The organism is Nocardia sp. 852002-20019_SCH5090214 (assembly GCF_001665865.1).
GTDB classification, from domain to species: Bacteria; Actinomycetota; Actinomycetes; order Mycobacteriales; family Mycobacteriaceae; genus Nocardia; species Nocardia nova.
The window spans coordinates 63880-89644 of record NZ_LZMK01000102.1 but is presented as its reverse complement, the minus strand read 5'-3'; the positions used below and the strand labels follow the sequence as shown (position 1 = coordinate 89644).

The 25765-nt window shown below is 68.8% G+C and carries 22 protein-coding genes; 4 read left to right on the top strand and 18 right to left on the bottom strand.

What is annotated here, in order from left to right:
- Positions 1 to 47 precede the first annotated feature (47 nt).
- The 8 genes from A5780_RS08505 to lspA form a co-directional block, all read right to left on the bottom strand.
- Positions 48 to 461 (bottom strand): VOC family protein, encoded by a 414-nt coding sequence (locus A5780_RS08505; protein WP_064908164.1) that lies wholly within the window; start codon positions 459 to 461, stop codon positions 48 to 50.
- A gap of 79 nt (positions 462 to 540) precedes the next feature.
- Positions 541 to 1410 (bottom strand): EamA family transporter RarD, encoded by an 870-nt coding sequence (rarD, locus tag A5780_RS08500; protein WP_063012967.1) that lies wholly within the window; start codon positions 1408 to 1410, stop codon positions 541 to 543.
- A gap of 243 nt (positions 1411 to 1653) precedes the next feature.
- The gene (locus A5780_RS08495) at positions 1654 to 2493 is read right to left on the bottom strand and encodes a PhzF family phenazine biosynthesis protein (RefSeq protein ID WP_064908163.1); all 840 of its coding nucleotides are present in this window, start codon (positions 2491 to 2493) and stop codon (positions 1654 to 1656) included.
- Between the two features lie 92 nt (positions 2494 to 2585).
- Positions 2586 to 5033, bottom strand: coding sequence for an HAD-IC family P-type ATPase (locus A5780_RS08490; protein ID WP_063012918.1), 2448 nt, complete (start codon positions 5031 to 5033; stop codon positions 2586 to 2588).
- A gap of 66 nt (positions 5034 to 5099) precedes the next feature.
- A complete protein-coding gene (locus A5780_RS08485) occupies positions 5100 to 6044 on the bottom strand; it encodes an ADP-ribosylglycohydrolase family protein (RefSeq protein ID WP_064908182.1) in 945 nt (314 codons plus the stop codon).
- Between the two features lie 67 nt (positions 6045 to 6111).
- Positions 6112 to 6771, bottom strand: a complete 660-nt coding sequence (locus A5780_RS08480; RefSeq protein ID WP_064902279.1) for a hypothetical protein — start codon at positions 6769 to 6771, stop codon at positions 6112 to 6114.
- A 12-nt stretch (positions 6772 to 6783) separates the two neighbouring features.
- Positions 6784 to 7710 (bottom strand): RluA family pseudouridine synthase, encoded by a 927-nt coding sequence (locus A5780_RS08475; protein ID WP_030514692.1) that lies wholly within the window; start codon positions 7708 to 7710, stop codon positions 6784 to 6786.
- Positions 7707 to 8453 carry a signal peptidase II gene (gene lspA, locus A5780_RS08470; protein WP_064908162.1) on the bottom strand — a complete coding sequence of 249 codons (747 nt, stop codon included), beginning with the start codon at positions 8451 to 8453 and terminating at the stop codon, positions 7707 to 7709. The genes A5780_RS08475 and lspA overlap by 4 nt, the downstream gene beginning before the upstream one ends.
- 112 nt (positions 8454 to 8565) lie before the next feature.
- On the opposite strand from lspA, the gene A5780_RS08465 reads away from it, so the two are divergent.
- Both A5780_RS08465 and A5780_RS08460 read left to right on the top strand, forming a co-directional pair.
- Positions 8566 to 9561 carry a hypothetical protein gene (locus A5780_RS08465; protein ID WP_227462937.1) on the top strand — a complete coding sequence of 332 codons (996 nt, stop codon included), beginning with the start codon at positions 8566 to 8568 and terminating at the stop codon, positions 9559 to 9561.
- Complete coding sequence (locus A5780_RS08460; protein ID WP_064908161.1) at positions 9549 to 10256, top strand: sensor domain-containing protein; 708 nt, start codon at positions 9549 to 9551, stop codon at positions 10254 to 10256. The genes A5780_RS08465 and A5780_RS08460 overlap by 13 nt, the downstream gene beginning before the upstream one ends.
- Positions 10257 to 10261: 5 nt before the next feature.
- On the opposite strand, the gene A5780_RS08455 is transcribed toward A5780_RS08460, so the two are convergent.
- The 3 genes from A5780_RS08455 to A5780_RS08445 form a co-directional block, all read right to left on the bottom strand.
- Positions 10262 to 13531, bottom strand: a complete 3270-nt coding sequence (locus A5780_RS08455) for an arabinosyltransferase domain-containing protein (protein ID WP_156769423.1) — start codon at positions 13529 to 13531, stop codon at positions 10262 to 10264.
- A 154-nt stretch (positions 13532 to 13685) separates the two neighbouring features.
- The gene (locus A5780_RS08450) at positions 13686 to 14183 is read right to left on the bottom strand and encodes a hypothetical protein (protein WP_104363133.1); all 498 of its coding nucleotides are present in this window, start codon (positions 14181 to 14183) and stop codon (positions 13686 to 13688) included.
- Between the two features lie 112 nt (positions 14184 to 14295).
- A complete protein-coding gene (locus A5780_RS08445; protein ID WP_228818057.1) occupies positions 14296 to 15624 on the bottom strand; it encodes a DNA polymerase IV in 1329 nt (442 codons plus the stop codon).
- Between the two features lie 236 nt (positions 15625 to 15860).
- Here A5780_RS08445 and A5780_RS08440 point away from each other — a divergent pair, with 236 nt between their 5' ends.
- The gene (locus A5780_RS08440; RefSeq protein ID WP_063017888.1) at positions 15861 to 16739 is read left to right on the top strand and encodes a UTP--glucose-1-phosphate uridylyltransferase; all 879 of its coding nucleotides are present in this window, start codon (positions 15861 to 15863) and stop codon (positions 16737 to 16739) included.
- Positions 16740 to 16795: 56 nt separating this feature from the next.
- Here the strand turns inward: A5780_RS08440 and A5780_RS08435 are convergent, their stop codons facing one another.
- On the bottom strand, positions 16796 to 17209 hold the full coding sequence (locus A5780_RS08435) for a MarR family winged helix-turn-helix transcriptional regulator (protein WP_036523975.1): 414 nt from the start codon (positions 17207 to 17209) through the stop codon (positions 16796 to 16798).
- Between the two features lie 88 nt (positions 17210 to 17297).
- Between A5780_RS08435 and A5780_RS08430 the strand changes: the two genes are divergently transcribed.
- The gene (locus A5780_RS08430; RefSeq protein WP_063017901.1) at positions 17298 to 18452 is read left to right on the top strand and encodes an ABC transporter permease; all 1155 of its coding nucleotides are present in this window, start codon (positions 17298 to 17300) and stop codon (positions 18450 to 18452) included.
- 112 nt (positions 18453 to 18564) lie between these two features.
- Here the strand turns inward: A5780_RS08430 and A5780_RS08425 are convergent, their stop codons facing one another.
- From A5780_RS08425 to A5780_RS08400, 6 genes are all read right to left on the bottom strand, one after another.
- Positions 18565 to 19140: a C40 family peptidase gene (locus tag A5780_RS08425; RefSeq protein WP_063017899.1), complete on the bottom strand. Its 576-nt coding sequence runs from the start codon at positions 19138 to 19140 to the stop codon at positions 18565 to 18567.
- A gap of 529 nt (positions 19141 to 19669) precedes the next feature.
- On the bottom strand, positions 19670 to 22891 hold the full coding sequence (gene ileS / locus A5780_RS08420) for an isoleucine--tRNA ligase (RefSeq protein WP_063017886.1): 3222 nt from the start codon (positions 22889 to 22891) through the stop codon (positions 19670 to 19672).
- Positions 22892 to 23207: 316 nt separating this feature from the next.
- Positions 23208 to 23408, bottom strand: a complete 201-nt coding sequence (locus A5780_RS08415; protein ID WP_030514704.1) for a hypothetical protein — start codon at positions 23406 to 23408, stop codon at positions 23208 to 23210.
- A gap of 133 nt (positions 23409 to 23541) precedes the next feature.
- The gene (locus A5780_RS08410) at positions 23542 to 24375 is read right to left on the bottom strand and encodes a DivIVA domain-containing protein (protein ID WP_030514705.1); all 834 of its coding nucleotides are present in this window, start codon (positions 24373 to 24375) and stop codon (positions 23542 to 23544) included.
- A gap of 75 nt (positions 24376 to 24450) precedes the next feature.
- Positions 24451 to 24753: a YggT family protein gene (locus A5780_RS08405; protein ID WP_030514706.1), complete on the bottom strand. Its 303-nt coding sequence runs from the start codon at positions 24751 to 24753 to the stop codon at positions 24451 to 24453.
- A 123-nt stretch (positions 24754 to 24876) separates the two neighbouring features.
- Positions 24877 to 25680, bottom strand: coding sequence for a cell division protein SepF (locus A5780_RS08400; protein ID WP_030514707.1), 804 nt, complete (start codon positions 25678 to 25680; stop codon positions 24877 to 24879).
- Between the last annotated feature and the right edge of the window lie 85 nt (positions 25681 to 25765).

The following is a 25765-nucleotide window of genomic DNA, read 5'->3' as shown; positions in this document are numbered from 1 at the left end:
TCGAAAAAAGACCGGCGGCCGAAGCGAATTCGGCCGCCGGTCGCACACTATCGCTGTTCGCCGGTCGCCGCGGGCCATCCGCCGTACGGCACGGTCAGCAACTCCATGTAGTGACCGCTGGGGTCGAGGAAATAGATACCGCGACCGCCGTCGTTGTGGTTGATCTCGCCTTCCCGGCTCTGCCGCGGATCGGCCCAGAACCTCAGGCCCCGATCCCGGATTTTCGCGTAGGCCGCGTCGAATTCGGATTCGGACACCAGCAGGGCGTAATGCTGCGGCTGAATCTCGGTGACATGCGGCGGGACCGGAGCGAAATCGAAGGTGACACCGTTGTGCACGGTGACCGGAATGAACGGCCCCCACGGCGTTCCCACGCTCAATCCCAGAATATCGGCCCAGAACTGCGCCGATTCCCGATTGTCACGACAGCCGACAATGGTGTGGTTGAACTGGATGGACAGGATTTCTCCTCTGATAGTGACGATCCCGACCCCGGACCGGTACTCGTCGGCCTACGGGAGCATCGCCACGGATCCGACATTAACCCAGCGCGTCCCGCCGTGCCAAGCGCCGGGATCGGTGCAGCGCGTCGGCGGTGAATACCGCCAGAGCCGTCCAGATCAGCCCGAATCCGATCCAGCGCGAGGCCGGCATCGGCTCGTGCCCCACCAGCACACCCCACGCCAATTGCAGTGCGGGAGTGAGATATTGCAGAATTCCCATGGTCGACAGCGGCACCCGCGAGGCGGCGAAGGCGAACAGCAACAGCGGAATCAGTGTCACCGGGCCGGTGGCGACCATCAGGGCGGTGTGGCCGGCGCCGTGCCCGAACTCGGCGTCCCCGCGCACGCCCAGCGCGATGACGACCGCCAGCGCGAACGGCGCGGACACCACACCCTCGGCGGCGACGCTGCGCATCGGGTCGAGCCGGATCACCTTCTTCACCAGACCGTAGGTGGCGAAGGAACAGGCCAGCACGAGCGCGATCACCGGTGGCTTGCCGTAGTCGACGGTCAGCACCACCACCGCCGCGCCGCCGAGCCCGAGCGCCACCCACTGCGGCCACACCAGCCGCTCCCGGAACAGCACCACTGCGAACAGGACCGTGACCAGCGGGTTGATGAAGTAGCCGAGCGCGCATTCCACCACGTGCCCCGACGTCACGCCGTAGACGTAGGTCCCCCAGTTGATCGAGATCGCCGCCGCGGCCACCGCCGCCAGCCGCCAGGTCCGGCCGTCGATCGCTCCCAGTTCGCGCAACCGCCCGGCCGCCAGCAGCAACACCAGCACCACGACCAGGGTCCACAGAATCCGCTGCGCCAGGATCTCCACCGGCCCCGCGAAACCGAGCAATCCGAAGAAGGCGGGGAACATGCCCCAGATCAGATACGCCGCCGCGCCGACCGCCACACCGCCACCGGCCGGAGAGCGCCTCCACCGTCCTCGACCCCCGGCGGCACCTCCCGCGCCGGTCGCCTCCTCCACGTCGTTCACCGATCCACGCACCCGCACCAGCCGCACGCTACTTCCGTCCGGTAACGCCTGTCGAGCGGGTTTCGGACCACGCGCTCATTCGTCGGCACGGCCGCGGACCGCCGCGGTCACGGGCGCCCGGCGGTCGCCGGTCCGCTCCGGCGCCGGGAGCGGATTCGTTCAGGGCGAGATCGGCAGAATTTCAGCCTGCGGGAGGCGGACCACTCCGTCGAGGTAGCGGTGGCAGCGGCCGGTGAGCAGCACGCGCGAGCCGCTGACCGTGCAGCGCAGGCGGCCGGTGCGGGCGGAGAGCTGGCGGGCCGACAGATCGCCGCGGCCCAGATCGCGGGCCCACAGCGGTGCCAGCTGGGCGTGCGCGGAACCGGTGACCGGGTCCTCGTCGACACCGACGCCGGGGGCGAAGAAGCGGGAAACGAAATCCGTGTGGTCGCCGGGTGCGGTGAGGATCACCCCGCGGCGCAGCACCGGGAAGGCGGCGAAATTCGGGCGGGCACGAACCACTTCCGCTTCGGTGGCGACCACGACCACCTCGTCCTGGCCGGTCAGCACGCGCAGCGGCCGCACCCCGAGGGCCGTGATCAGATCCGGGTCCGGGACGGTGTCCACGGATTCCACGAGCGGCAGATCGAGCTCGAGCTCGTCGCCGCTGCGGCTCACCCCGAGCCAGCCACTGCGGGTGTAGAAGTGCAACTGGTCGGCGGCGGGATGCATATCGTCGAAGATCTGCGCCGCGGTGGCGAGGGTGGCGTGCCCGCACAGGTCGACCTCGGTGGCCGGAGTGAACCAGCGCAGCCAGAAGGCCGGGCCGTCACCGGGCGGCAATCCGGCCTCCACCGGCAGCGCCGAGGTGTAGAAGGCCGTTTCCGACAGCCGGTTCTCCTCGGCCAGTCGCTGCAGCAGCTCGTCGGGCAACCAGCCGAGCAGCGGCATCACCGCGGCCGGATTACCCGTGAAGGGCGCATCCGCGAACGCATCGATCTGATGCAGCAGGACCTCCATACTGCCGAAGGTACCCGCGTTGCGAATCGATGCGTGGCACAAGGACGTTCACGGCGCGCCATACCATGCGACCAGTTGACGCGCGTCGCGGCTCAGTCCTTGCGCCCCAGCGGCTTCCGGCCCGGCGAATCCGGGAACAGGTGCCGCTGTTCACCGGTCACCATCGCGGTGACCCACCACGCCACCTCCACCAGCACGATGCCGACCGCGCCGCAGGCGAACGCCACCCCGGTCAGCTCGGCATTCGACGGGTCGAGTTTGAAGAAGTGGCGGGTGAACGGCACCGTGAACAGGATCAGATAACCCGCGACCGAACCGGCGATCAGCAGGATTTTCCACCAGTTCCACGGCCGCGCCACGATCGCCAGCACCCACACCGCGATCACCAGCAGCGTGATCAGCGCCGTCGTGCCGATCTGCACCTCGCGCGCCTCCGTCGGCAGGCTCTGGTCGGCGCTCCAGTAGGCGATCAGGTAGGCGATGAAGGTCATCACCCCGATCACCGTGCCGGAGGGTACCGCCAGCCGCAGCACCCGCGGCACGAAACCCGTTCGCGCCCTTTCGTTGTTGGGAGCCAGCGACAGGATGAAGGCCGGAATGCCGATGGTGAACCAGGCGGCGATCGTGACGTGCCGCGGCAGGAACGGATACGACAGCGGGGCGTAATCGAAGATCTGCGATCCGATGCCGGCCACCCCCACCAGGAAGGCCAGCAGGACCGAGTACACCGTCTTGGTGAGGAACAGATTCGAGACGCGCTCGATATTGCCGATCACCCGCCGGCCCTCCCCCACCACATACGGAAGGGTGGCGAAACGGTTGTCCAGCAAGACGATCTGCGCGACCGCGCGGGTGGCCGGACTGCCCGATCCCATCGCGACACCGATATCGGCATCCTTGAGCGCCAGGACGTCGTTGACGCCGTCGCCGGTCATCGCGACGGTGTGCCCGCGCGACTGCAACGCTCCCACCATCGCCCGCTTCTGATCCGGGCGGACCCGGCCGAAGGTGGTTTCGCGGTCCAGCACATCGGCCAATTCGGCCTGGGCGGCAGGCAATCGGCGCGCGTCGACGGCGTGCTCACCACCGGGCAGGCCGAGCGAGGAGGCCACCGCGCCCACCGACACCGCGTTGTCGCCGGAGATCACCTTGATCGAGACGTCCTGGCCGGCAAAGTAATCCAGCGTTTCGCGCGCGTCCGGGCGAACCCTCTGTTCCAGCACCACCAGCGCCTGCGGCGTCACCGTGCCCGGCGCGTCCGGATCGTCGACGGGCCGATCCGAGGAGGCCAGCAGCAGCACCCGCAGCCCCTGCGCGCCGATGTCCTGGGCGGTGGCGGCGATGCCGGAATCCGGGTCGAGGAGCACATCCGGCGCTCCGAGCAGCCAGTTCCCGTGCTCGCCGTAGGAGATGCCGCTCCACTTCTTGGCCGAGCTGAACGGCGCGACCGCGGTGGACGACCAGTCCGGATCCTCGGTCATGGCCTCGGCGATGGCGAGCACGCTGGCGTTGGGGCGCGGATCGTCGTGGGCGAGCGCGGCCAGCACCGAACGCAACCGGTCTTGCGGCACATCGCCGACGACCCGCAGCTCCGACAACCGCATCCCGTTCTCGGTGAGGGTGCCGGTCTTGTCCGCGCAGACCACGTCGACCCGGGCCAGGCCCTCGATCGCGGGCAGCTCCTGGACCAGGCATTTGCGCTGGCCGAGCCGCACCACACCGACCGCGAACGCGATCGAGGTCATCAGCACCAGGCCCTCCGGCACCATCGGGACCAGCGCGGCGACCATACCGTTCAGCGCGTGCTGCCAGTTCTGGTGGCTGGAGAACAGCTGGTTGTAGATCGTGACCAGGCCCGCCGGAATCAGCAGGTAGGTGATGACCTTCAGGATGGTGTCGATACCGCTGCGCAGCTCCGAATCGACCAGCGTGAACTTCGATGCCTCGTGCGCCAGCTGCGCGGCGTAGGCGTCCTTGCCGACCTTGGTGGCTCGGTAGGCGCCCGATCCGGCGACCACGTAGCTGCCGGACATGACCTTCGCGCCGACCGACTTGTCGATCGGATCGGCCTCACCGGTGAGCAGGGATTCGTCGACCTCGAGCAGTTCGCATTCGACGACCTCGCCGTCGACCACGATCTGGTCACCGGGCCCCAGCTCGATCAGATCGTCGAGCACCACATCCTTCGGGCCGACCTCGGTGGCGGCACCGTCGCGGCGCACCACCGGTTTGGCCTGGCCGACGATGGCGAGTTTGTCCAGGGTCCGCTTGGCGCGCAGCTCCTGCACGATGCCGACCACGCTGTTGGCCACGATCAGCAGGCCGAACATGCCGTCGATGATCGATCCGGTGGCCAGGACCAGCACGAACAGGACGCCGAGGATGGCGTTGATCCGGGTGAACACATTGGCCCGGACGATGTCGGCAACCGATCGGCTCGCCCGATCCGGCACATCGTTGGTCTGCCCGTCACGAACGCGCTGCGCGACCTCGGCCGCGGTCAGGCCCGGTGCGCGCGCTTGCTGCTCGGTGATCGACATGTCCGACAGCCTAGAGCGTTTCCGGCGAATCGGACGGCACGCGGTCCCGGCCCCACAGGCGGGCAATCATCCGGCATCCGGCCGTACGCGCGGTGCGATCCGGCGATCGACGATGCGGCGGGTGAGCGCGACCAGATCGTCGCCGCGCAGCCGCGGATATCCGTGCAGGAGCGCGACCCACTGCGGCGGAATCGCCGACGCACCCCAGCGGGCGCCCAGTAATCCGCCCGCGATGGCGGCGGTGGTATCGGTATCGCCGCCCGCGCGCACCGCCGCTTCCAGTGCGGCCGGCAGGGATTCGGTATGGGTGATCGCCCACCACGCCGTCTGCAGCGCGTGCACCACCCAGCCGTTCTTCGGAAAGTCGGCGGGAGTGCCGGATTCGGCCTCGTCCAGTACCGCGGCCCAGAAATCGGCGTCCACGAAGGCCAGGCCGCCGCGCACGCCGTCGTAATCGCCGTAGAGCACGGCATGCCGGATCGCCCACGACCACAGCACGCACGCCTCACCGGCCCGGACGTCGCTGTGGGTGAGTTCGCTCACCGCCCGGGCGGCGCGGGCGCAGTTGTCCGGGTCGTCGAGATAGCACAGGGCGAGCGGAGCGGTGCGCATCAGCGATCCGTTGCCGCCGGTGAGCCCGTCGAGTTCGAAGGAGCGCCGGCGCATATCGGCGGCGTCGGCGCTGCGCCACTGCAGCACCTGACTCGTCTGATATCCGACGTCCTTGGGGCGGCTGTCCCACCAGCGCACGAACTCCCGGGCGACGGCGTCCAGGCCCGCCGGGTGGTGCAGCGCACCGTGTTCGGCCGCCGCGAGCGCGATACCCACCGCCATCGCGGTGTCGTCGGTCCACTCCCCCGGTTCCCACCGCAGCGAGCCGCCGCCGCGCATCTCGATCACCGAATCCGGTGCCGGATGGGTGAATTCGTATCCGGCGCCCAGTGCGTCACCGGCGGCCGTCCCCAGTAGCACCCCCTGCGCCCGGTCCCGCTGCCCTGCGTCTCGATCCACCGGCACATCCTCTCCCCTCGCCCGCTGCCTCGATTATGCCGCGCGGCACCGACAGCGCAGGCCGGCCTCAGTGGTCGGGAATCGGGCCGTCGTCGGGTCCCGGCGCCACGACGTCGACGTGTTCGGGCAGCAGCGGCACCACCGCGAACGCGCCCGCGGAGGCATCCGGCGGCAGCGCCTGCACACTGCGAATCCCGCTGCGCGAGGCCAGACCTCGCAGCTCGGCGAGGGTGCCGCGGACCACGAAGTTCACCGCACAGGCGCAGCCGGAGTGCAGGCGCGCGGCCAGCACCGCCGCCAGGCGCCGGGAGCGGTCGTCGTCGGCCTGCACGTGATCCATCGCGCCGGCGGCCGCCGCCTGCGCGGACCGCAGCGCGGCGGTCCCGGCCGGGACCGGCACGGTGATCACCGGGGTGTACACGCGCTCGATCGGAACGTGGTAGAGCACCTGCGAAATACGCAGTCCCGCACCGATGTCGACGACGGCAGCGGTGTTCAGGCCGGTATCGGAGGTCACCAGCGCCCAGCGGGGCGCGGTGTCGGCGCCGGACAGCGATTCGTGCGCGCGCTCGAGATAGTCGGCGACGCGTTCACCGGAGTCCGGCCCGAGCCGGTCGGTGCCGAGGACCGACGCGCGCGGCGGCCGCGCCCAGCCCAGGACCACGACGGCGATCAGCAGCACCACCACGACCGCGAAACCGATTGCGGGGCGCCACTTCTCACTCACCGGCCGCACCCGTCACACCGCGCGCAGCACATCCAGGGCATGCTCCAGATCGTCGGGATAGTCGCTGGTGATCTCGATCCAGCGGCCGTCGGCGGGATGGGCGAAGCCGAGACTGCGCGCGTGCAACCACTGCCGCTGCAGACCCAGCCGCTCGGCCAGTCGCGGATCGGCGCCGTAGGTGAGATCACCGCAGCAGGGGTGGCGGATCGCGGAGAAGTGCACGCGGATCTGATGGGTGCGCCCGGTTTCCAGGTGGATGTCGAGCAGGCTCGCGGCCTGGAACGCCTCGACGGTGTCGTAGTGGGTGACGCTGGGCCGGCCGTCGGCGGTGACCGCGAATTTCCAGTCGTTGCCGCGGGCCCGCCCGATCGGGGCGTCGATGGTGCCGCTGGAGGGATCCGGATGTCCCTGCACCAGCGCGTGATAGCGCTTGTCGACCGTGCGCTGTTTGAAGGCCCGCTTCAGCACCGTGTAGGCGTGCTCGGACTGCGCCACCACCATCACCCCGGAGGTGCCGACGTCGAGCCGGTGCACGATGCCCTGGCGTTCGTGCGCGCCGGAGGTCGAGATGCGGTACCCCATCGCGGCCAGTCCGCCCACCACGGTGGGACCCGACCAGCCGACACCGGTGTGCGCCGCGACGCCGACGGGCTTGTCGACCGCGACGATGTCGTCGTCGGCGTAGAGGATCTTCATGCCCTCGACCGGAGTGGCCTCGACGGTGAGCTCCCGTTTCGGTTCGGGGAACTCCACTTCCAGCCAGGCCCCGGCCACGAGCCGATCGGACTTCCCCGCCGCGGCGCCGTCGATCTGCACCGAACCGTCCTCGGCCAGTGCGGCGACCGCCGTCCGCGACAGGCCGAGCAGCCGCGAAAGCCCGGCGTCGACCCGCATGCCGTCCAGACCGTCGGGGATCGGCATGGCTCGTGTCTCTCTCATTCGCCCGCCTTCCCGTCCTGATCGTCACCGGCGTGGGCGCCCTCGTCATCGTCGTGGCCGGCGCGGGTGCCGTCGGGTTCGAATCCGAACACCGTCAGCACCACCAGAAGAATCGCCCCGCACACGATCGAGGAATCGGCGACGTTGAACACCGGCCACCATTTGGTGACGGCGATGAAGTCGATCACATGTCCCTGCAGCGGGCCGGGCGAACGGAACAGCCGGTCCACCAGATTGCCCAGCGCACCACCGAGGACCAGGCCGAGACCGATCGCCCAGCTCAGCGAGCGCAGGGTGCGGCCGATGCGGATCACCCCGATCACCACGGCGACCGCGATCAGGGTCAGCAGCCACGTCATGCCGGTGGCCATGGAGAAGGCCGCGCCGGAATTGCGGATGAGGGTCAGCCGCACCACGTCGCCGATGACCGAAATCGGTTCGCCGGGGGTCATCTTCGCCACCACCAGGGCCTTCGTGCCGAGGTCCACGGCCAGCACGACGGCCGCGATCAACAGCAGCCACGGCAGGCGGCGCGGGAAGGTTGCCGGGGTGCCGGAGGTCCCGTTCGTCGCGGAATCGCCGGGAGCGCCGGCGCCCGAGCCGTCCCGCGCCGGAGCGGAATCCGCGCTGTCGCCGCGGGTGCCGGATCCGTCGTCGCGGTCGGCGCCCCGATCCGCCGCGGATTCGCGCGGGGGTTCGTCGGGGTCGTCGAGGTGCTGCTCACGCGGCCGGTCCGTATTCACAGCTAGACATCATTCCTTATCACGTCATCACCGGTTCGCGGTGCTGTCACCCAGCGCGTGGCCGGACGGGAGTCAAAGCTGTTTTTCAGGAATCGGTCGTACCCTGTTCGGCGTGACGGTGTTGTCTTCCCACTCCTGCGCCTCGGTGACCGGTCTGCGCCCCGCGGGCGCGTCCGGCCGGGGCCCGAATCCGCGCGCGGTGCGCTCGGGAGTGCTGTTGATGGTGCTGGCGGTGACCCTGTCCGCGCTCGGCGTCGGTTGCAGCGACGGGACCGAGGCCACCAGCGACGCCGAGGTCGAGCCCTCGGGTTTCGGCAAGGAGGTCACCCTGCCGATCTCCGCCGCGGTCGCCACCCTGGTCACCCCGGGCGAGGAACCGCACGCTCCGCTGCGCCCGGCCGTGCGCCCCGGCACCTCCCAGCAGGTGACCCTGCGCACCGACCACCACGTCGAACAACAGATCAACGATCAGGCGGTGCGGGACTTCTCGCCGCCGTCGGTGGCCATTCCGCTGACCGCGGACGCGAAGGCCGACGGGGTGGACCTCGTCCTCGGCACGGCCACGTCACCGGACCCGGCCCTGGATCAGCAACTGGTCGCGGCCGACGGATCCCACGCCGGCATCGAGTTCACCGACCTCGGCGCCGTCACCGCGCTGCGGATGGCACCGGCCCCGTCGACGCCCGACACCGCGCGCGCCGCCATCGAACAAGCCTTCTACCAGGCGGTGTACGAGGCGATCGCCTTCCCCGCCGACGCGGTCGGCGAGGGTGCGGTGTGGACGGTGCATCAGCGCGTCTCGGGAGTGGTTCCGCTGGACCAGATGACGACCGCGACGCTCACCAAGCGCGACGGCAATCTGCTGACCATCGCCCTCGACATCACCCAGACGCCGAAAACGGCCACCTGGCAGCTGCCCAACAATTCGGGCGACCTCGACATCATCGACTACCTGATGCACGGTGCGGGCACCATCACCGTGGATCTCGGCCTGCCGCTTCCCGTTTCGGGCGCGATCACCATCGGCGGCAATCAGTGCTACCGCGATCCGCACACCGATGTGCTGCTGCGCCAGGACGTCCGGACGCAGGTGCGATGGGGCGAGTGAATCGCGCCGCGGTCGTGCTCGCGGGCGTCGTCGTCGGGGTGAGCGCATGCGGGCACCACGACGATTCGCTGCCGTCGCTGCCCGCGACGGCGACCGTACCGCCGATCACCGCCCCGGCCGTCACCGATTCCGATGCGCTGCGGGCGCGATTGCTCACCCCGGCCGATCTTCCCCCGGGGTTCACGCAGCTCGAGGACGCCTCGGCCGGTAACGGGCAGACGCCGCCGGACCGCTCCCACACCGATCCGGCCGAATGCGCGAAAGTGCTGGCACCCGTGGGTGATCTGTACAGCGGGCCGTCCGCCCGGGGCGCGGTGCACTACTCGTCGCCGAACTTCGCGAGCATCGATATCGATATCGCCAGCTACGCCGACGGCAATGCGGCGCAGGCGTTCGCGGCGGCGCAGAAACTGCTGCGCGACTGCCGCAGCTATTCCGGCACCGACGCCGACGGCACCTCCGTCGACTACCGGCTGGGCGGGCTCGATCAGCCGAAGGCCGGTTCCGCGTCGAGCTCGTTCCAGATCCGCACCACCAGCGGCGGCATGTCGCTGTATTCCGCGGCCACGATCGCCGTCGTCGGCAGCAGCGTCGTGCAGATCGCGGAAACCTCACCGGCGCAGGTGGATCCGTCCTCGCTGCAGGACCTCACCACCAAGCAGGTCCGGCGACTGGAAGGCGTCGCCGGACCGTAGGGGCCTCACCCCCAGGCGGTGTTGATGTGGCCCGGATTCCACATGCCGCCGTGGGTCTCCCGAGTCACCGTGGGCACCGCGGCGGTCGCGGAGGTGTCGCGCGGTGTCAGCCGCTGCAACTCACCCCAGTCCCGGCGCCAGTCGTCCTTCAGATACGTGGCCAGGGTCTGCGAGCTCAGCAACTGCTGGCTCCAGCCCAGCGGGCCGCCGCCGTCGTGGCTCTCCCACAGCGTGGTGTCGTGCGCGGCGGTGCGATCGGGCAGGATACGCCAGCTCGGAACCTGTGCGATCCCGTCGCGGTGATCGTAGGGCCGCTGGCACGGGAACTGCAGTCCCACCGCCCAGTCCAGCAGCACCGGGCTGCGCGAGCCCACCATGTCCTGCAGGGTCGTGGTGCGCGGGACGCGCGGCGGCGTCAGCGCCACCCACTGGTTGGGGTCGCGGCTGCTGTCCTGGGCGACGATGCGGATCACATCGGCCTGCGGCGGAATCTGGCCGAACGGCACACGCAGGTTGCGCCACGACGGCGTCGGCCCGATATCGACCGGGATCACCGAGCCCAGCGCATGCGCCTCGGTCGGTGAGTCGCTGGTGCCGTATTCGATCTCGACGCGCTGGCCCGGGGTGACCACGCCGTCCTTGTCGACCGAGCGAATGCGCCCGGCCGCGGTGATCGCCACGATGCCGGTGCGCTCGGCGGCCGGGGGCAACCGGTACCAGCCGGTGGTGAGTTCGGCCGGATCCTGCTCACCGGCGGTGCCCAGTTCCGGTGTGGTGGCCGAGTCCAGGCCGTACGGCAGTGGCGCACCGGCGGTTTGGGTGCCGGCCTCGCCCTGGTTCTTCCCGCTGTCGAAGGCACTGGAGATACTGCTGCTGTTGGTGGGCTCCCCCTCCGGGGTCAGATCGCCGACCCCGTTGGGCACGAATCCGGTGGCGCCGGCGGTGAAGGTCGTCTGCGGGTCGCCGGTCAATGGCGGCAGCATCGAGGCGTTGGGATCGGTTTCGACCAGCACATCGTTGGCCAGCCCGCACGGTTTGCCCAGTACCGCATCCACATTGGAGCGGGCCAGCGAGAACGCCGGATACTGGGCGACCGCCCCCTTGGCGAACGAGGCCATCTCGAACACCACCAGCAGCGCCGCGGCCACGGTCAGCGGCGGGATCTTCGCCCATCGCCACGCCGGTCGCGAAATCCGGTGCGGGGTACCGGGTTCCGGCGCGCGCACATGCCACCATCCGGCCAGTGCCAGCAGCACCACGGCCACGGCGAGGAAGACCTTGCTCAGCCCGAAGCCGTGGACCGACGGTGGTTTGTCCCACCACGGAATGCCGTAACTGGACACGTACCACCATTCGTTGACGCTGGTGAAGATCTGCGCCATCACCAAGGCCACCACGGCGCCGAACAGCGCCCGGTTGCGCGGCGACCGCATCACCCGCGGGCCGACCGCGACCGCGGTCAGCACCGCTACCGCACCGGCCAGTCCGGCGTACACGCCGTTGTGGTGGGTGAATTTGGTGGGTGTGGTCGCCATCAGCAGCATCGACGCGAAGGTGATGCCGAGCAGCCGGCGCGCCGGCCCGCCCGCCGTGAACGGGATCCGCCCGCCCTTGCGCAGCAGGACGAAGACACAGACGAGCAGGCCCAGCCACATCGCCACCATGCCGAAGCGTCGCCCGATCGAACCGTCGGCGGTCGGCATGAACAGCCACTGATAGTTCAGGTAGTCGTTGTACCAGGGGTCGGACGGGCCGACCGCGGTGTGCACGCGGCGCATCTCGAACATCGCCGAGAGCGGCTGCACCGCGAACGCGAAGGCCAGCACCAGGGCACCGGCAGTCGCCAGCGGCGCGAGCAGGGCACCGTAGCCGTACCCCACGGCCCAGCGGGAGCGGGGTTCACCGGTCCGCGGATCGGCGGCCAGCTCGCGCGCCCGGGCACTGCCGAAGCGGAACACCGAGCGCATCCCGGCAAGCAGCGGCGCCACGCAGATCACGCCCGAGGGTGCCGCGGTGAAACTGAACGCCGCCACCAAAATCGCGATCGCATACGGCAGCAGGCGCCGGGTCGCGATGGCACGTTCGACGAAACACCAGGTGAGCAGGACACAGACCGCGATCACCGGTTCCGGCCGCAGACCGTTGTTGTAGGGCAGCCAGACCGCCAGGAAGATCAGCGCGCCGGTCCACACCGCCACCCGGTCGTGGCGCACCGCCACCCCGAGGCGGGGAATCACCTCCCGGCTCAGCGCCAGCCAGGTGACCACACCGGCCAGCAGCGTCGGAATCCGCATCCACGGACTCGCGGTGCTGATCTCGGTCATATGCGCGATGATGTCGTACGGCGGTGTGCCGACCGGGTTCTCGGGCACACCGAAGAACCGGAAGTAGTTGGCCATATAACCCGACACCAGCGACGCGCGCGCCATGCCGAACTGATAGCCGTCGTCGGAGGTGGTCGAGCCGATGAAATGCCAGATCACCAGTCCGCCCAGGACCACGGCGTCGACGGCGCCGAAGCTCCACCAGCGCTGCGGCAACCAGCGCCGGATGCGACGGCCGTCGAGCCGGTCCAGGCGGAACAACGCGGCCAGCGCGATGAGGGTGAACACCACCGCCAGCACGGTCGCGATCCGCTTGATCACGGTGGGCACCACGGAGAATCGGCTGTCGACCTGAGCGGTGACGCTGGTTCCGGCGGCCCGGGTCAGGTCGCTGTACACGCCCACCAGCTGCGGTCGCCAATCACCCTGCAGCGTCACCGGTTTCGCGTCGGTACCGGTGAAAGTTGCTGTGGTGTGCGAGATTTCGGAATGCACCGTGAACGCGCAGGCGCCACCGAGCCGGTCCACCGGCACACTGGCCAGAGACTGATTGCGCAGCACCGCTTCGAACTGACCGGGCTTACCGTCGGTGCCGGGCCGCACCCGCGCGACGAAACCGTAGCGCTCCAGGTCCGGGGCGCCGGCCGGGATGGTCGCGGTCAGCGTGGAGCCCTGCGCGGGCAGCTGCGCGATCGCCGCGCACGGGACGGTGGCGTCGAAGGTCAGCGGGGCGTAGGAGACCAGCGGCGCGTCGATGCCGCGGGTCGAGCCCTGCTGCGGCCACGACAGCGTCGTGTGGTCGACCTGGACCGGCAGCAGCGGTACGGCGATGGCGCACAGGGCGCCCAGGAGGCCTGCGATCAGCGCGATCGGCTGGGCCCAGCGAGCGAGTCGTGACCGGTCGACCCGGTGTCCCTGTCCTGCCGCGGGCGTGTCGTCCGCCCTCACCATCGTGTCGGTCACGGAGGCAGATGCTAGCGCGGGGTGTCCGGGACGAGCGAAGTCGTCCGACCTTTCTCAGTCTTTGTTTAGTTTCGTTGTGACTCCGGCACGGCATAGCCCCTCGTCATCGCCCTGCCGACGACTCGGGCCGGTACGACGAGAACTACTCGCACGCGGGCGACTGCTGGCCCAGGTTCTTCAGTCCGGCGCAGGCCCAGCTCTTCTGCAGCTTCCAGCTGTTGTCCTGGGCGACGAACGGCACGTCGGCCTTGGTCGGCGCACCGCCGTTGACGGAGAAGTCCACCTTCGCGGTCAGCGTGTCGCCGCCGAGATACGCCACATCGGTGACGTTGATCTTGGCGTTGTTCTGCTGGTAGGCGTCGGTCAGCTTCTGCATCATCTCGGGGTCCTTGGCCAGGGCGTCCTGACCGTCCTCGAGCCACTGCGCCTTCTGCGCGGCCGGCACGCCCGGGTCCAGCGCTTGCGCCAACTCCGAGTTCAGATCGGCGACCGTGGGCACCGGCGGCACGTTGGCAGCCGAGGTGGCGGCGGCCTTGGTCGTGGTGGACTTGTGGCTCGAGTGCTTGTCACCGCTGCCGCAGGCCGACATGCCGAGCGCAGCCACGACTGCCAGGGTGGCGACCGCGATGCGTCCAGTCATCTGAAGCTTCAATGCTCGTCCTTTGCGTTCGAGTTGGTCTGGTTCCGTTCACGTGACAGCTCCCACCCGACCGGCGGCAGTGCACGAGTGGCCTCACGCTACCCGCCAAATTTCAACGAAGACTAAGGAGCGGATCGGCCGGGGTGAGATCGTCATCGTCGGCAGCGAACGTATACGCCGGTCCCGGCCCTGTCGAGCGGGTCTCGAATCGGACGGTGACCCGGCCGTGCCCGCTGCCCTGTACCCAGCCGTGGCCATACCGGGGATGGCCGACATCGCGTCCGGGATACCAGAACTCGGTGGTGTAGGAACGCGTCGGCGGCGGCACCACGGGCTCGGCCGCCGGCGCCGACGCGGCGATCGGCTCTTCGAAGATCGCGGCGCCCACCGCACCGGTGTCGCGGTCGAGTTCGGGGAACAGTGATTCCTGCCGCACCGCGGACAAACCGCCGAATCCCACGCCCACCAACCGGATCGAGCCCAGTTCGACGGGATCGATGGCCGAGCGCTGAGCCGCGGCGGTGAGCGTGGCCGGATCGGTCGTGGCGTAGGGCAACGTGAGCGAACGCGTCACGATGCTCATATCGCCCTTCTTCAATTTCAGGACCACCGTGCGGGCCGCGCGGCCGTCGCGCAGCAGCCGCCGGTGTGCGGCCTGGGCCATCGCCTCGATCGCCGGGCGCAGCTGCGCCAGCGTGACGATGTCGGTCTCGTAGGTGGTTTCGGCGCTGATCTGTTTGGCCTCGGCCCGCTCGGCGACGGGTCGTTCGTCGATCCCGCGGGCGAGCCGATGCAGCGCCGCGCCGACACTGCCGCCGAGCAGCGAGACCGCCTCCGGCTCGGGCAGCGCCGCGAACGCACCGACGGTTTCGATGCCCACCGACCGCAGCCGATGTTCGGCCACCGGCCCGATACCCCACAGTTTGCGCACCGGCAGCCCGGCCAGCAGCGCCTGCTGTTCGGCCGGTGAAATCACCCGCACCCCATCGGGTTTCGCGAGTCCCGAGGCGATCTTGGCCAGTTGTTTGCCGGTACCGGCGCCGACCGAGGCCACCAGCCCGGTTCGCTCCCGCACCGATTGCCGCAGCTGCTCGCAGAATTCGCGCACCCGCCGGACATCGGCGCCGGCGAGTTCGGCGGGTTCACCGAACGCCTCGTCGAACGACAGCGTCTCGAGCACCGGAATCCACGACCGCAGGGTTTCGAAGACCTGCCCGCTGACTTCGCCGTAGACCACCCCGCGCGGCGGGATCACCACGGCGGTGACGCCGACCAGCCGGCGCGCCTGATGCATGGGCATCGCCGACCGGGCGCCGAAGACCCGCGCCTCGTAGCTGGCGCCCGCGACCACGCCGCGGCCGCCCATCCCGCCCACGAGTACGGGCCGGCCGCGCAGCGTCGGGCGGGTCAGCTGTTCGACCGAGGCGAAGAAGGCGTCCATATCGATGTGCAGCACCCAGCGGCGCGCCGCGACCGTGTCGGCGCCGAAATTGCTGTCGGATTCCTGTGCGTGCAGATGCACGGCCGGCCCACCCCTGGCACCCGTACCGACCCCGGCGGATGCGCGCTGACCAGGCACGAGACCGCTGGTAGCCGCATCGGGGACAGAGTGCATACCCGGAAATCTACGCGTGGGGACCGACATATCCGGCGGCGGAAGTGTGTGATGATCGGTTCATGACCATCCGCAAGGCAGTGATCCCAGCCGCCGGCATCGGCTCCCGCCTGCTGCCGCTGACCAAGGCCATCCCCAAGGAGATGCTGCCGGTCGGCGACAAACCGGTGATCGAGCACACTGTGCGGGAGCTGGTAGCCTCCGGCATCACCGATATCACGATCGTGGTGAGCGGCGGGAAGTCCCTGATCCAGGACCATTTCCGTCCCAATCCGGCATTGGTGGCGCAGCTGCGCGCCGACGGCAAGTCCGCCTATGCCGACGCCGTGGAAGAGGTCGGCGAACTCGGCCGGCTCGGCCACATCACCTATCTGGACCAGCACGGTCCCTACGGCAACGGCACCCCGGTGCTCAACGCCGCCCGCACGCTGGGCGACGAGCCGATGCTGGTGCTGTGGCCCGACGACGTCTTCGTCGCCGAGGTGCCGCGGGCGCAGCAGCTCATCGACGCCTACAACAAGACCGGTTCGCCGGTGCTGGCGCTGATGCCGATGGATCCGGCCGACTCCCAGCGCTACGGCGTGCCGGTGGTCGAGGATTCCTTCGAGCCCGGCCTGATGCGCATCAGCGGGCTGCGGGAGAAGCCGAAGCCGGAGGACGCGCCCTCGGCCTACGCCGCGATCGGCGGATACGTCGTGACCCCCGGCATCGTCGACGAACTGCGCAAGCAGGTCGACAAGTGGTACACCCACCGCACCGGCGAGGTGTACCTGACCGACGCGATCAACGTGTTCGCCGCCTCGAACCCGGTCTACGGACAGGTGATTCGCGGCCGCTGGTACGACACGGGCAATCCGGCGGACTATCTGGTCGCCCAGTTCGCCTCGGCGCTCAGCCATCCCCAGTACGGGCCGCTGCTGCGCGAGCTGTGCAAAGAGTGACCAGCACGGTGTAACGACCCGCCCCTCCGGGGACGGGCGTGGGGGAAGTGCGGCGTTCAGCCGCCGTCGGCGGCGTTGTAGCGCTCCAGATAGGCGGCGAGCTGGGCGACGTCGCGATCGTCCCAGTCGCGGAAGCGCTCGTTCACCGCGGCACTGCGCGCGCGTTCGGAGTCGGCCGCGACGCGCCTGCCGTCGGGCGTGGCGTGCAGGACGTGATTGCGGCGGTTGGCCGGGTCGACCTCCTTGACCAGGTAGCCCTGCTTCTCCAGCGCCGCCACCTGCCTGCTCATCGTGGATTTGTCGAGCACGAAGTAGTCGGCCAGTTCGGCGGCCAGGCAGCCGTCGCGCGCGATCACCAGATCGAGAATGCTGTAGGCCACCAGCGGCAGCTCCGGATGCAGTTCCGCGGCGCGACCACGGGCGCGACGGGCGAACGCGGTGAGCTCACGCTGAATTGTCTGAATCGCCACAGTGCGCGACGGGTATGGCTGCGACCCCTTCATGGTTGTATAGTACAACAAACAATAGTTGTATTTACCAACCTTTGGAGTGGCGAACATGTCTCCGCACCAGCTACGGCACATGGCCGGACATCTGCTGACCCCGTTGCTCATGTGCCTGGGCATGGGCCTGGCCTATCTGGGCGCCTTCCACCAGCCCGAGCCCAACCACGTGCAGGTCGCGATCGTCGGCGACAGCCCCGAGGTCAAGGTGATGGCCCAGACGCTGAAGGACCGGGCGGGTGACGCGCTCGAGGTCGTCACGCTCGCCGACCGCGCCGATGCCGTCGACCGGCTGCGGCATCGGGATCTGGCCGGCGCCTTCGTCCCGGATGCGCAATCCCCCGAACTGCTTGTCGCCAAGGCGAATTCGGACACCACCGCCATGGCCGTCGAGACCGTGTTCGGCGCCGTCACCGCCCAGCAGAATCTGCCGCTGCACACGATCGACGTCGCGCCCACCGCCTCGGGCGACCCGACCGGACAAGGCCTGTTCTTCGTGCTCGTCGCGCTCAGTATCGGCGCCTACGGCAGCGTCGCCGCGATCAGCGTCGCCGGAGCGGGCACGCGCATGGCCGTGCGGGCGCTCACCGCGGTGGCCACCTCGTTCGTCGTGAGTGTGATCGGCATCGTGCTCGCCGGACCGGTCTTCCACGTCGTCGACCACGACTACGCCTCGATCTGGGCGATGGGCTGGTTGTACGCCGCGGGGATCCTCTTCATCGGCATCGGCCTGCACCCGTTCCTGAAGCGCTGGACCACGCTCGCGGTGATGGTGCTGTTCGTGATGCTGAACTTCACCACCTCCGGCGGCATCTACCGACCCGAACTGCAGAACGGCTTCTTCGGCGCCCTGCATTCGTTCTGGAACGGCGCGGGCTTCGTCGAGGGCGCCCGCAGCCTGCTCTACTTCGACGGCAACGGCGGCCTCGGCGGCCGGATCGCGAGCCTGGCGCTGTGGTTCGCGGCCGGTGTGGTGCTGGTGCTGGTCGGCGGCGTCTACGAACGCCGCCGCGACGCGCAGTCCACGGCACATGTTCCGGCGCACGCGGCCACACCCGGCGCCGCGCACTCCGCCGTCCCGGTCACCAGCGGAATGCCTGTCGAAGCACACCGCCCCGGTACATCGATGCCCGAGAACGCCGCAGCCCGCGGAGACATCGACGAGGACTCCGACGCCGAGGAGGAGATCGAACAGGCGGTGGGCGTCTGAGCTCCCGCCCCTCCGAGCGGATCGGCAGATCGCGACGGGACGCACGCACACCGCCGAGTAGTCGGCGAGTGTCCGGACTGCGGCGCGAGATCCCGCAGCCCGGACACTCGGCTCAGAAGAAGCGCCGGATCGCGTAGATGTCGAATTCGCTCAGCGGCGTCAGTCCGATCGGCACGCCGGGCCCGTAGGCGTTGAGCAGCATGCCGCCGCCGGCGTAGATGCCCTCGTGCGAGCCGTCGGTATTCACGATGACCACATCGCCGGGCATCATCGCGCCGACCGGCACGGCGCTGCCGGCGGTGGCCTGCTCCCAGGTGGTGCGCGGCAGCATGATGCCGACCTGCCGGAACGCCCACTGCACCAGCCCGGAGCAGTCGTAGGCGTTGGGCCCGGTCCCGCCCCATTCGTAGGGCTTGCCCGCCTGCGAACCGGCGATGCTCAGGGCGATCGACGCCCGCGGGCTGGGCAGCGGTAGCGCCGCCGAACCGCTGGCGCTACCGGAGCCTGATCCGCTCCCCGACCCGGAACTGCTCCCGGAATCGCCGGAGAGGGAGGAACTGCCGGTGTCGGCGGGTGCGGCGGTGGCCGGACCCGCCCAGATCGATACGGAGACGGCCGCGGCGATCGCGGCCAGGAGATAGCGGGTGGATCTGCGGCGCGAGGATCCGCGCACGGATGACGGTGCCATGTGCTCGCCCTTCATTACATGTAGCCACCACGGCACGCCGACCGGCGATTACACAGCACACAGCATGGACTTGGGATGGCCGCTTCCCCACGGGCATCTCAGCCGGTCAACTACCTGGTAGTGCAGTTTTCAGCGGGGGTCGATCCGAGAAAAACACCTAAGCTCAACTAAAGAGTGACGGTTGCTGTGACATAGCTGTTTTAGCGCAAGTCACATGCACACCACAAGTGCCAATCCGCAACCGTGATCCGCTTCGGCCTCACAGGACACACTCCAGGTCATACCGGGAATCGGCGAATCGCCCACCCCGCTCGCACCTGTCGCCGCCCGCCACGGCCATGTGTAACCCTCGTCTAGCTGGGTATACGTGGGACCGACCCCGACCTGACAGCGGACGCGACCTGCCCACGCGGCCCATCGATCTCGCACCCGCCCTTTCCCCTAGGCGGGCAGAAATTCGCAGCGCGGTAACGAACGAGCCCGGTCCGCCAGAAGCGGACCGGGCTCGTTTCGCGACTCGCGCGCGTACTCAGGCCTTGGCGATCGCCGCGCGTACACCACCGACCACGTCGGCAGCCCCGGCGCCCGCCGCGCCGAAATCGAGTGCGGTGGCGAGGATCTCTCCGGCGATGAGGTCACGGTGGGTCCGCGCCCACTCCGCACGCTCCTGCGGCACCTCCAGGACCACGGTGATGCGGTCGGAGACGTCGAGGCCCAGCGACTTGCGGGTCTCCTGCAGGTCGCGGATCAGGTCACGGGCCCAGCCCTCGGCCTCGAGTTCCTCGGTGACCTCCGAATTCAGCACCACCAGGCCGGCATTGCCGGGCAGGGCGGCGGTGGATTCGGGTTCGGCCGCCACCAGGCGCTGGGTGTACTCCTCGGGCAGCAGCGCGATGCCGTCGTCGCGTCCGGGGACCAGCGCCTTGACCACACCGTCGTCCTCGCGCCACTGTCCGGACTTCACCGCCTTGATCACGTGCTGGACGTCCTTGCCCAGCCGCGGACCGGCGGCGCGGGCGTTGACGACCAGTTCGAACCGGCCGTGGGCGGCCACATCGGTGGTCAGGTCCACCTTCTTGACGTTGACCTCGTCGGCCACGAGATCGGCGAACGGACGCAGCCGCTCGGCATCCGGCGCGGCGATGGTGACCTCGGACAGCGGCAACCGCACCCGCAGGTTCTGCGCCTTGCGCAGGCTCAGCACCGTCGAGCACACCGATCGCACCTCGTCCATCGCCGACACCAGCTCCGGATCGCGCGGCAGTTCGGTCTCGCCCGGCCAGTCGGTCAGATGTACCGACCGCTCCCCCGTCAGCCCACGCCAGATCACCTCGGTGATCAGCGGCAGCAGCGGGGCGGCCAGCCGGCAGGTGACCTCCAGCACGGTGTGCAGGGTGTCGATGGCGTCGCGGTCCTCCTCCCAGAACCGCGAACGAGACCGGCGCACATACCAATTGGTGAGCGCGTCGGCGAACGAACGCAGTTCGTCGCAGGCGGTGGCGATGTCGTAGACCTCGAGCGCCTCGGTCATCACATCGCGGGCCGCGGCCAGTTTGGCCAGGATGTAGCGATCCAGCACATGCGCCGAATCCGTCCGCCACACACCGGGTTTCGAGGCGTAGAGCTGCAGGAACGTCCACGCGTTCCACAGCGGCCGCAGCGCATGGCTCACGCCTTCGCGGATGCCGCGCTCGGTGACGATCAGGTTGCCGCCACGCAGCACCGGCGACGCCATGAGGAACCACCGCATGGCATCGGAGCCGTCGCGGTCGAACACCTCGTTGACGTCGGGGTAGTTGCCCTTGGACTTGGACATCTTCAATCCGTCGTCGCCGAGCACGATGCCGTGCGCCACAACGGATTTGAACGCCGGCCGGTCGAACAGCGCGGTCGAGAGCACGTGCAGGTTGTAGAACCACCCGCGCGTCTGCCCGTTGTACTCGACGATGAAGTCACCCGGGCTGTGCGCCGGGCGATCGGGCGTGCCCTCGAACCATTCCTTGTTCTCGAACGGGTAGTGCACCTGCGCGTAGGGCATCGACCCCGACTCGAACCAGCAGTCGAGCACCTCGGGTGTGCGCCGCATCATCGACTTCCCCGTGGGGTCGTCGGGGTTCGGGCGCACCAGCTCGTCGATGCCCGGCCGGTGCAGATCCGCCGGGCGCACGCCGAAGTCGCGTTCCAGCTCGTCCAGTGAGCCGTACACGTCGACCCGCGGGTAGGCCGGATCGTCGGAGATCCACACCGGGATCGGCGCACCCCAGTACCGGTTGCGGCTGATGTTCCAGTCGCGCGCGTTCTCGAGCCACTTGCCGAACTGGCCGTCGCGGATGTGCTCGGGCACCCAGGTGATCTGCTGGTTCAGCTCCACCATGCGGTCGCGGAACTTCGTGACCGCCACGAACCACGAGGGCACCGCCATGTAGATCAGCGGCTGACCCGATCGCCAGCTGTGCGGGTAGGAGTGTTCGATCGTCTCGTGCCGCAACAGCTTTCCGGCGGCCTTGAGGTCCTTGATGATGACCGGATTCGCGTCGAATACCATCAGGCCCTCGTACGGCGGCACCATCGAGGTGAACTTGCCGCCGGCGTCGAGCGGCTGCACGACCTCGATCCCGTTGGCGGAGGCGACGTCCATGTCCTCCTCACCGAACGCGGGCGCCAGATGCACCACGCCGGTTCCGGAGTCGGTGGTCACGTAGTCGGCGTTCAGCACGCGGTGGGCGTGGGGGTGGCCGAGGAAGAAGTCGAACGGCGGCCGATAGCGCAGGCCTGCCAGCGCCGCGCCCGAGTGCTCCGAGAGCACCTCGAGTCCGTCGTCGGCGGTGCCGAGTTCCCGGGCGTAGTGCGAGACCCGCTCGGTGGCCAGCACGTAGCGCTTACCGTCCTTGCCGCGCACGTGGGCATAGGTGATGTCCGGGTGGACCGCGATCGCCAGGTTCGACGGCAGCGTCCACGGCGTAGTGGTCCAGATCAGCGCGTTGGCGCCGTCGAGCTCGTGCAGCGGATGATCGGGCGCGACCTCGAGCAGCATGTCGACGGTGACCGCCGGATCCTGGCGCATCCGGTAGGCGTCGTCGAGGCGCGCCTCCTGGTTCGACAGCGGCGTCTGCTCGTACCAGCTGTAGGGCAGCACCCGGAAGCCTTGGTAGACAAGACCTTTGTCGTACAGCGACTTGAACGCCCACATCACCGACTCCATGAAGTCGAGATCGAGGGTCTTGTAGTCGTTGTCGAAGTCGACCCACCGCGCTTGGCGTGTCACATAGTCACGCCACTCATTGGTGTAACGAAGCACAGAGGATTTGCACGCGGCATTGAATTCCGCGAGGCCCATCGCATCGATCTGTGATTTGTCCGTGATACCGAGTTGCTTCTCCGCTTCGATTTCCGCGGGCAATCCGTGCGTGTCCCAACCGAAGCGCCGCTCCACGCGCTTACCGCGCATCGTCTGGAACCGCGGAACCAAATCCTTCACATATCCGGTGAGCAGATGTCCGTAATGTGGCAAACCGTTGGCGAACGGCGGCCCGTCGTAGAAGACGAACTCGTCGCACCCCTCGGCGGACGCCGGCGCAGACACTGCGCGGTTGTCGATGCTGGCACGGAAGGTGTCGTCGGCGGCCCAGTAGTCCAGCACCCGGCGCTCGAGCTCCGGGAACGACACGCTCGCGCCCTGCCGCGAGCCGGCATCCGCGGCGGTGAAGTCGACGCGGGGATAGGCGTTGCGGGTGGATGTCTCGTCCGCCATGGCGGCTGTGGTCTCCCTCGTGCCAGTGCGCTCGTTCGGCGCAGTCGGTGGGCACGGGGACGACGTCGGCGCCTGTGCGCCGCTGCCGCGGTACCACCCCGCTTGTCCGGCCGGATGTTCCGGCGGGCGGACCTCTCGTTGCGAGCTGTGACGGGCTCACCCGTTCGGTTCTACTGGGCGCCGGTGGGCGCCGTTCTTCCGAAGGCTCCCCGGTGATGGCCGGATCACTGCCGATCTACAGGTTTGATTGTAGCCAGTGCGGGCAACGTTATTTCCGTGCCCTGCTCCCCGCCCCGTTCACCGCACCCGTGCCCGCTCAGCGTTTGGCATGACGGCCGGGACGCGATTGCGGGCCGTCCTCGGGCTCACGCATGGCCAGCGCGCTGACCAGCAGCAGGATCGCACCGATCACGCAGACGACGATGCAACCCCACGCCCAGATCACCGATCCGGTCGTCAACGCCGTCACCAACAGGGCGAAGCCGATCGCGGCCAGGACGAGCGTCAGAACGAGCATGGTCACCCCCTAGGCGGGCAGGGCGGGCCGCAGCGCCCCCGAGGGGCCGGGCGGCTCGGCAGAACTACGACCACACAGCGGCATGCGACGCCGGACCCCGCGTATCGGCGGGGTGGCGGGCACCCGGGACGAGCTATTTGCCACCCTTGGCGTACGACGCCGGACCGTGGCTGTTCGATACCGCCTCGAAGGCCTCGCCACCGTCGACCGGAACGGCCGAACCGCGGTTCTCCAGCTCCTCGAGCTGCGATTCCAGGTAGGACTTCAGACGCACCCGGTACTCGCGCTCGAAGGTCTTCAGCTGCTCGATGCGGCTCTCCAGCACGCTGCGCTGCTGGGTGATGGTGGCCATGATCTCGGTGTGCTTGCGCTCGGCGTCGGCCTGCAGGGCGTCGGCCTTCTCCTTGGCCTGGCGCAGCTGGCTGTCGGACCGGGTCTGCGCGTCCGACAGCAGCGAATCGGCCTTCTGCCGCGCCTCGCCGACCATCGCGTCCGAGCGGGTCTGCGCTTCGCTGACCATTCGCTCGGAATTCGCCCGGGCGTTGGAGAGCAGCTGTTCGGCCTCGGCCTTGGCGTCGGTGGTGAGCCGGTCGGCCATTTCCTGCGCCAGGCTCAGCACCTTCGCGGCCTGCAGGTTCGCATCCGCGGCGGAGTTGTCCTTGGGAGCCACCGGCGCGGCGGCCTGCACCGGCATCGGCGGCGCAACGGGCGCGGGCTTCGGCGGTTCCGGTTGCGGCGGCGCGGGTTTCACCGCCTGCGGCGCGGGACGCGACTTCTTGGCATCCGCCAATTCGGCATCCAGCTCAGCAACCCGCTGGCGCAGGTCCGCATTCTCCTCGATGAGGCGCGAGAGCTCCTGTTCGACCAAGTCGAGGAAGGCGTCGACTTCATCCTCGTTGTAGCCGCGCTTCCCGATCGGCGGTTTGCTGAACGCGACGTTGTGCACATCGGCTGGAGTCAGCGGCATGGAAGGATCCCTTCGCGCTTCGTACGGAGATCTAGCGTAGATCTTCTAGCAAGCTCTTCTTCTCGGCCCATTCTGTCACACCGGAGCTATCGGCTGCCCGAGCCTGCTGACGATGGACATCAGAATGAACACGATGAAAAGCAGGACCATAATCGACAGATCCAGTCGAATTCCCCCCAAGTTCACGGGAGGTATCAGGCGCCTCAACAGTTTCACCGGCGGATCGGTGATCGTGAAGATCACCTCCAGAACGACGGCGACGAACCCCCGCGGATGCCAGTCGCGCGCAAAGCTGCGGATGAACTCGACGATCACTCGGCTGATCAGCAACAGCCAGAAGAGGAACAGGAGTACATACAGCACCTGAAACAAGGCCACCTGTCCACTTTGCCTCAGATTCGGTGTCCTGCAAACTCCCCGCGCCGTGCATCCGGCGTCCTTTCCCCCCACGCGGCTCACCCGACCGGGGCCGCCGCCGCGCCGCGGCACCCGGTTCGGGGTTTATTTCTGGTTGTAGAAGCCGTTTTCGGCGATGCGCCGGCGCTCCTCGGCCGATACATCGACATCCGACGGTGAGAGCAGGAACACCTTGGTGGCCACCTTGTCGAACGAACCACGCAGCGCGAACGCCAATCCGGCGGCGAAATCCACCAGGCGGCGCGCGTCGGCGTTGCTCATTTCGACCAGGTCCATGATCACGGGCGTACCGTCACGGAAACGCTCGCCGATGATCGCGGCCTCGGCATAGGTGCGCGGACGCAGTGTCGTGATCTTGGACAACGGACCTCCGTCCTCGAAGACGGGGGCGCGGCGCGGAGCCGGCTCGAACCGGGCGCGCTCCTCCATCCGCCGCTCTTCCATCCGCCGTTCGGCCTCGGGATCGACCGCCAGCGCACCGTGCGTGGTGCCACGCACCATCGGAGTGCCACCGCCGAGCCCGCGCGAACGGCCCGAAGGTGCGGATTCGATCCGGGTCGGGCGGCGCAGGGGCTCGTAACGGTCGTCGGAGTAGGACTCGTCGGCGAACTCCGAGCGGCGCGGCACCGTGTAGCCGGGCTGATAGGGCGCCTTGTAGGCCGGCTCCGGGTAGCCCGGATCGTCGGCGAAGCGGTCGTCGCCGAAACGCGAGCGCCCGGCGTCGTACGGATCGTCGTCGAAACGCGAGCGGCGCACACCGCGGTCGTCCGCACCCAGCGGACCACGGTCGTCGATACCCCGAGGGCCACGGTCGTCGACGTAGTCGTCTTCGTATTCCTCGAGCGGGACCATGCCGAAGTAGGCCTTGAACCTGTGCAGCGTACTCATGCTCCCACCTCACTAACGCTGGGCTCCAGCACGAGCATGCTCGTGGCTGCGCTGATGTCTCGCTCGCTACGCTCGCTCATCCTGG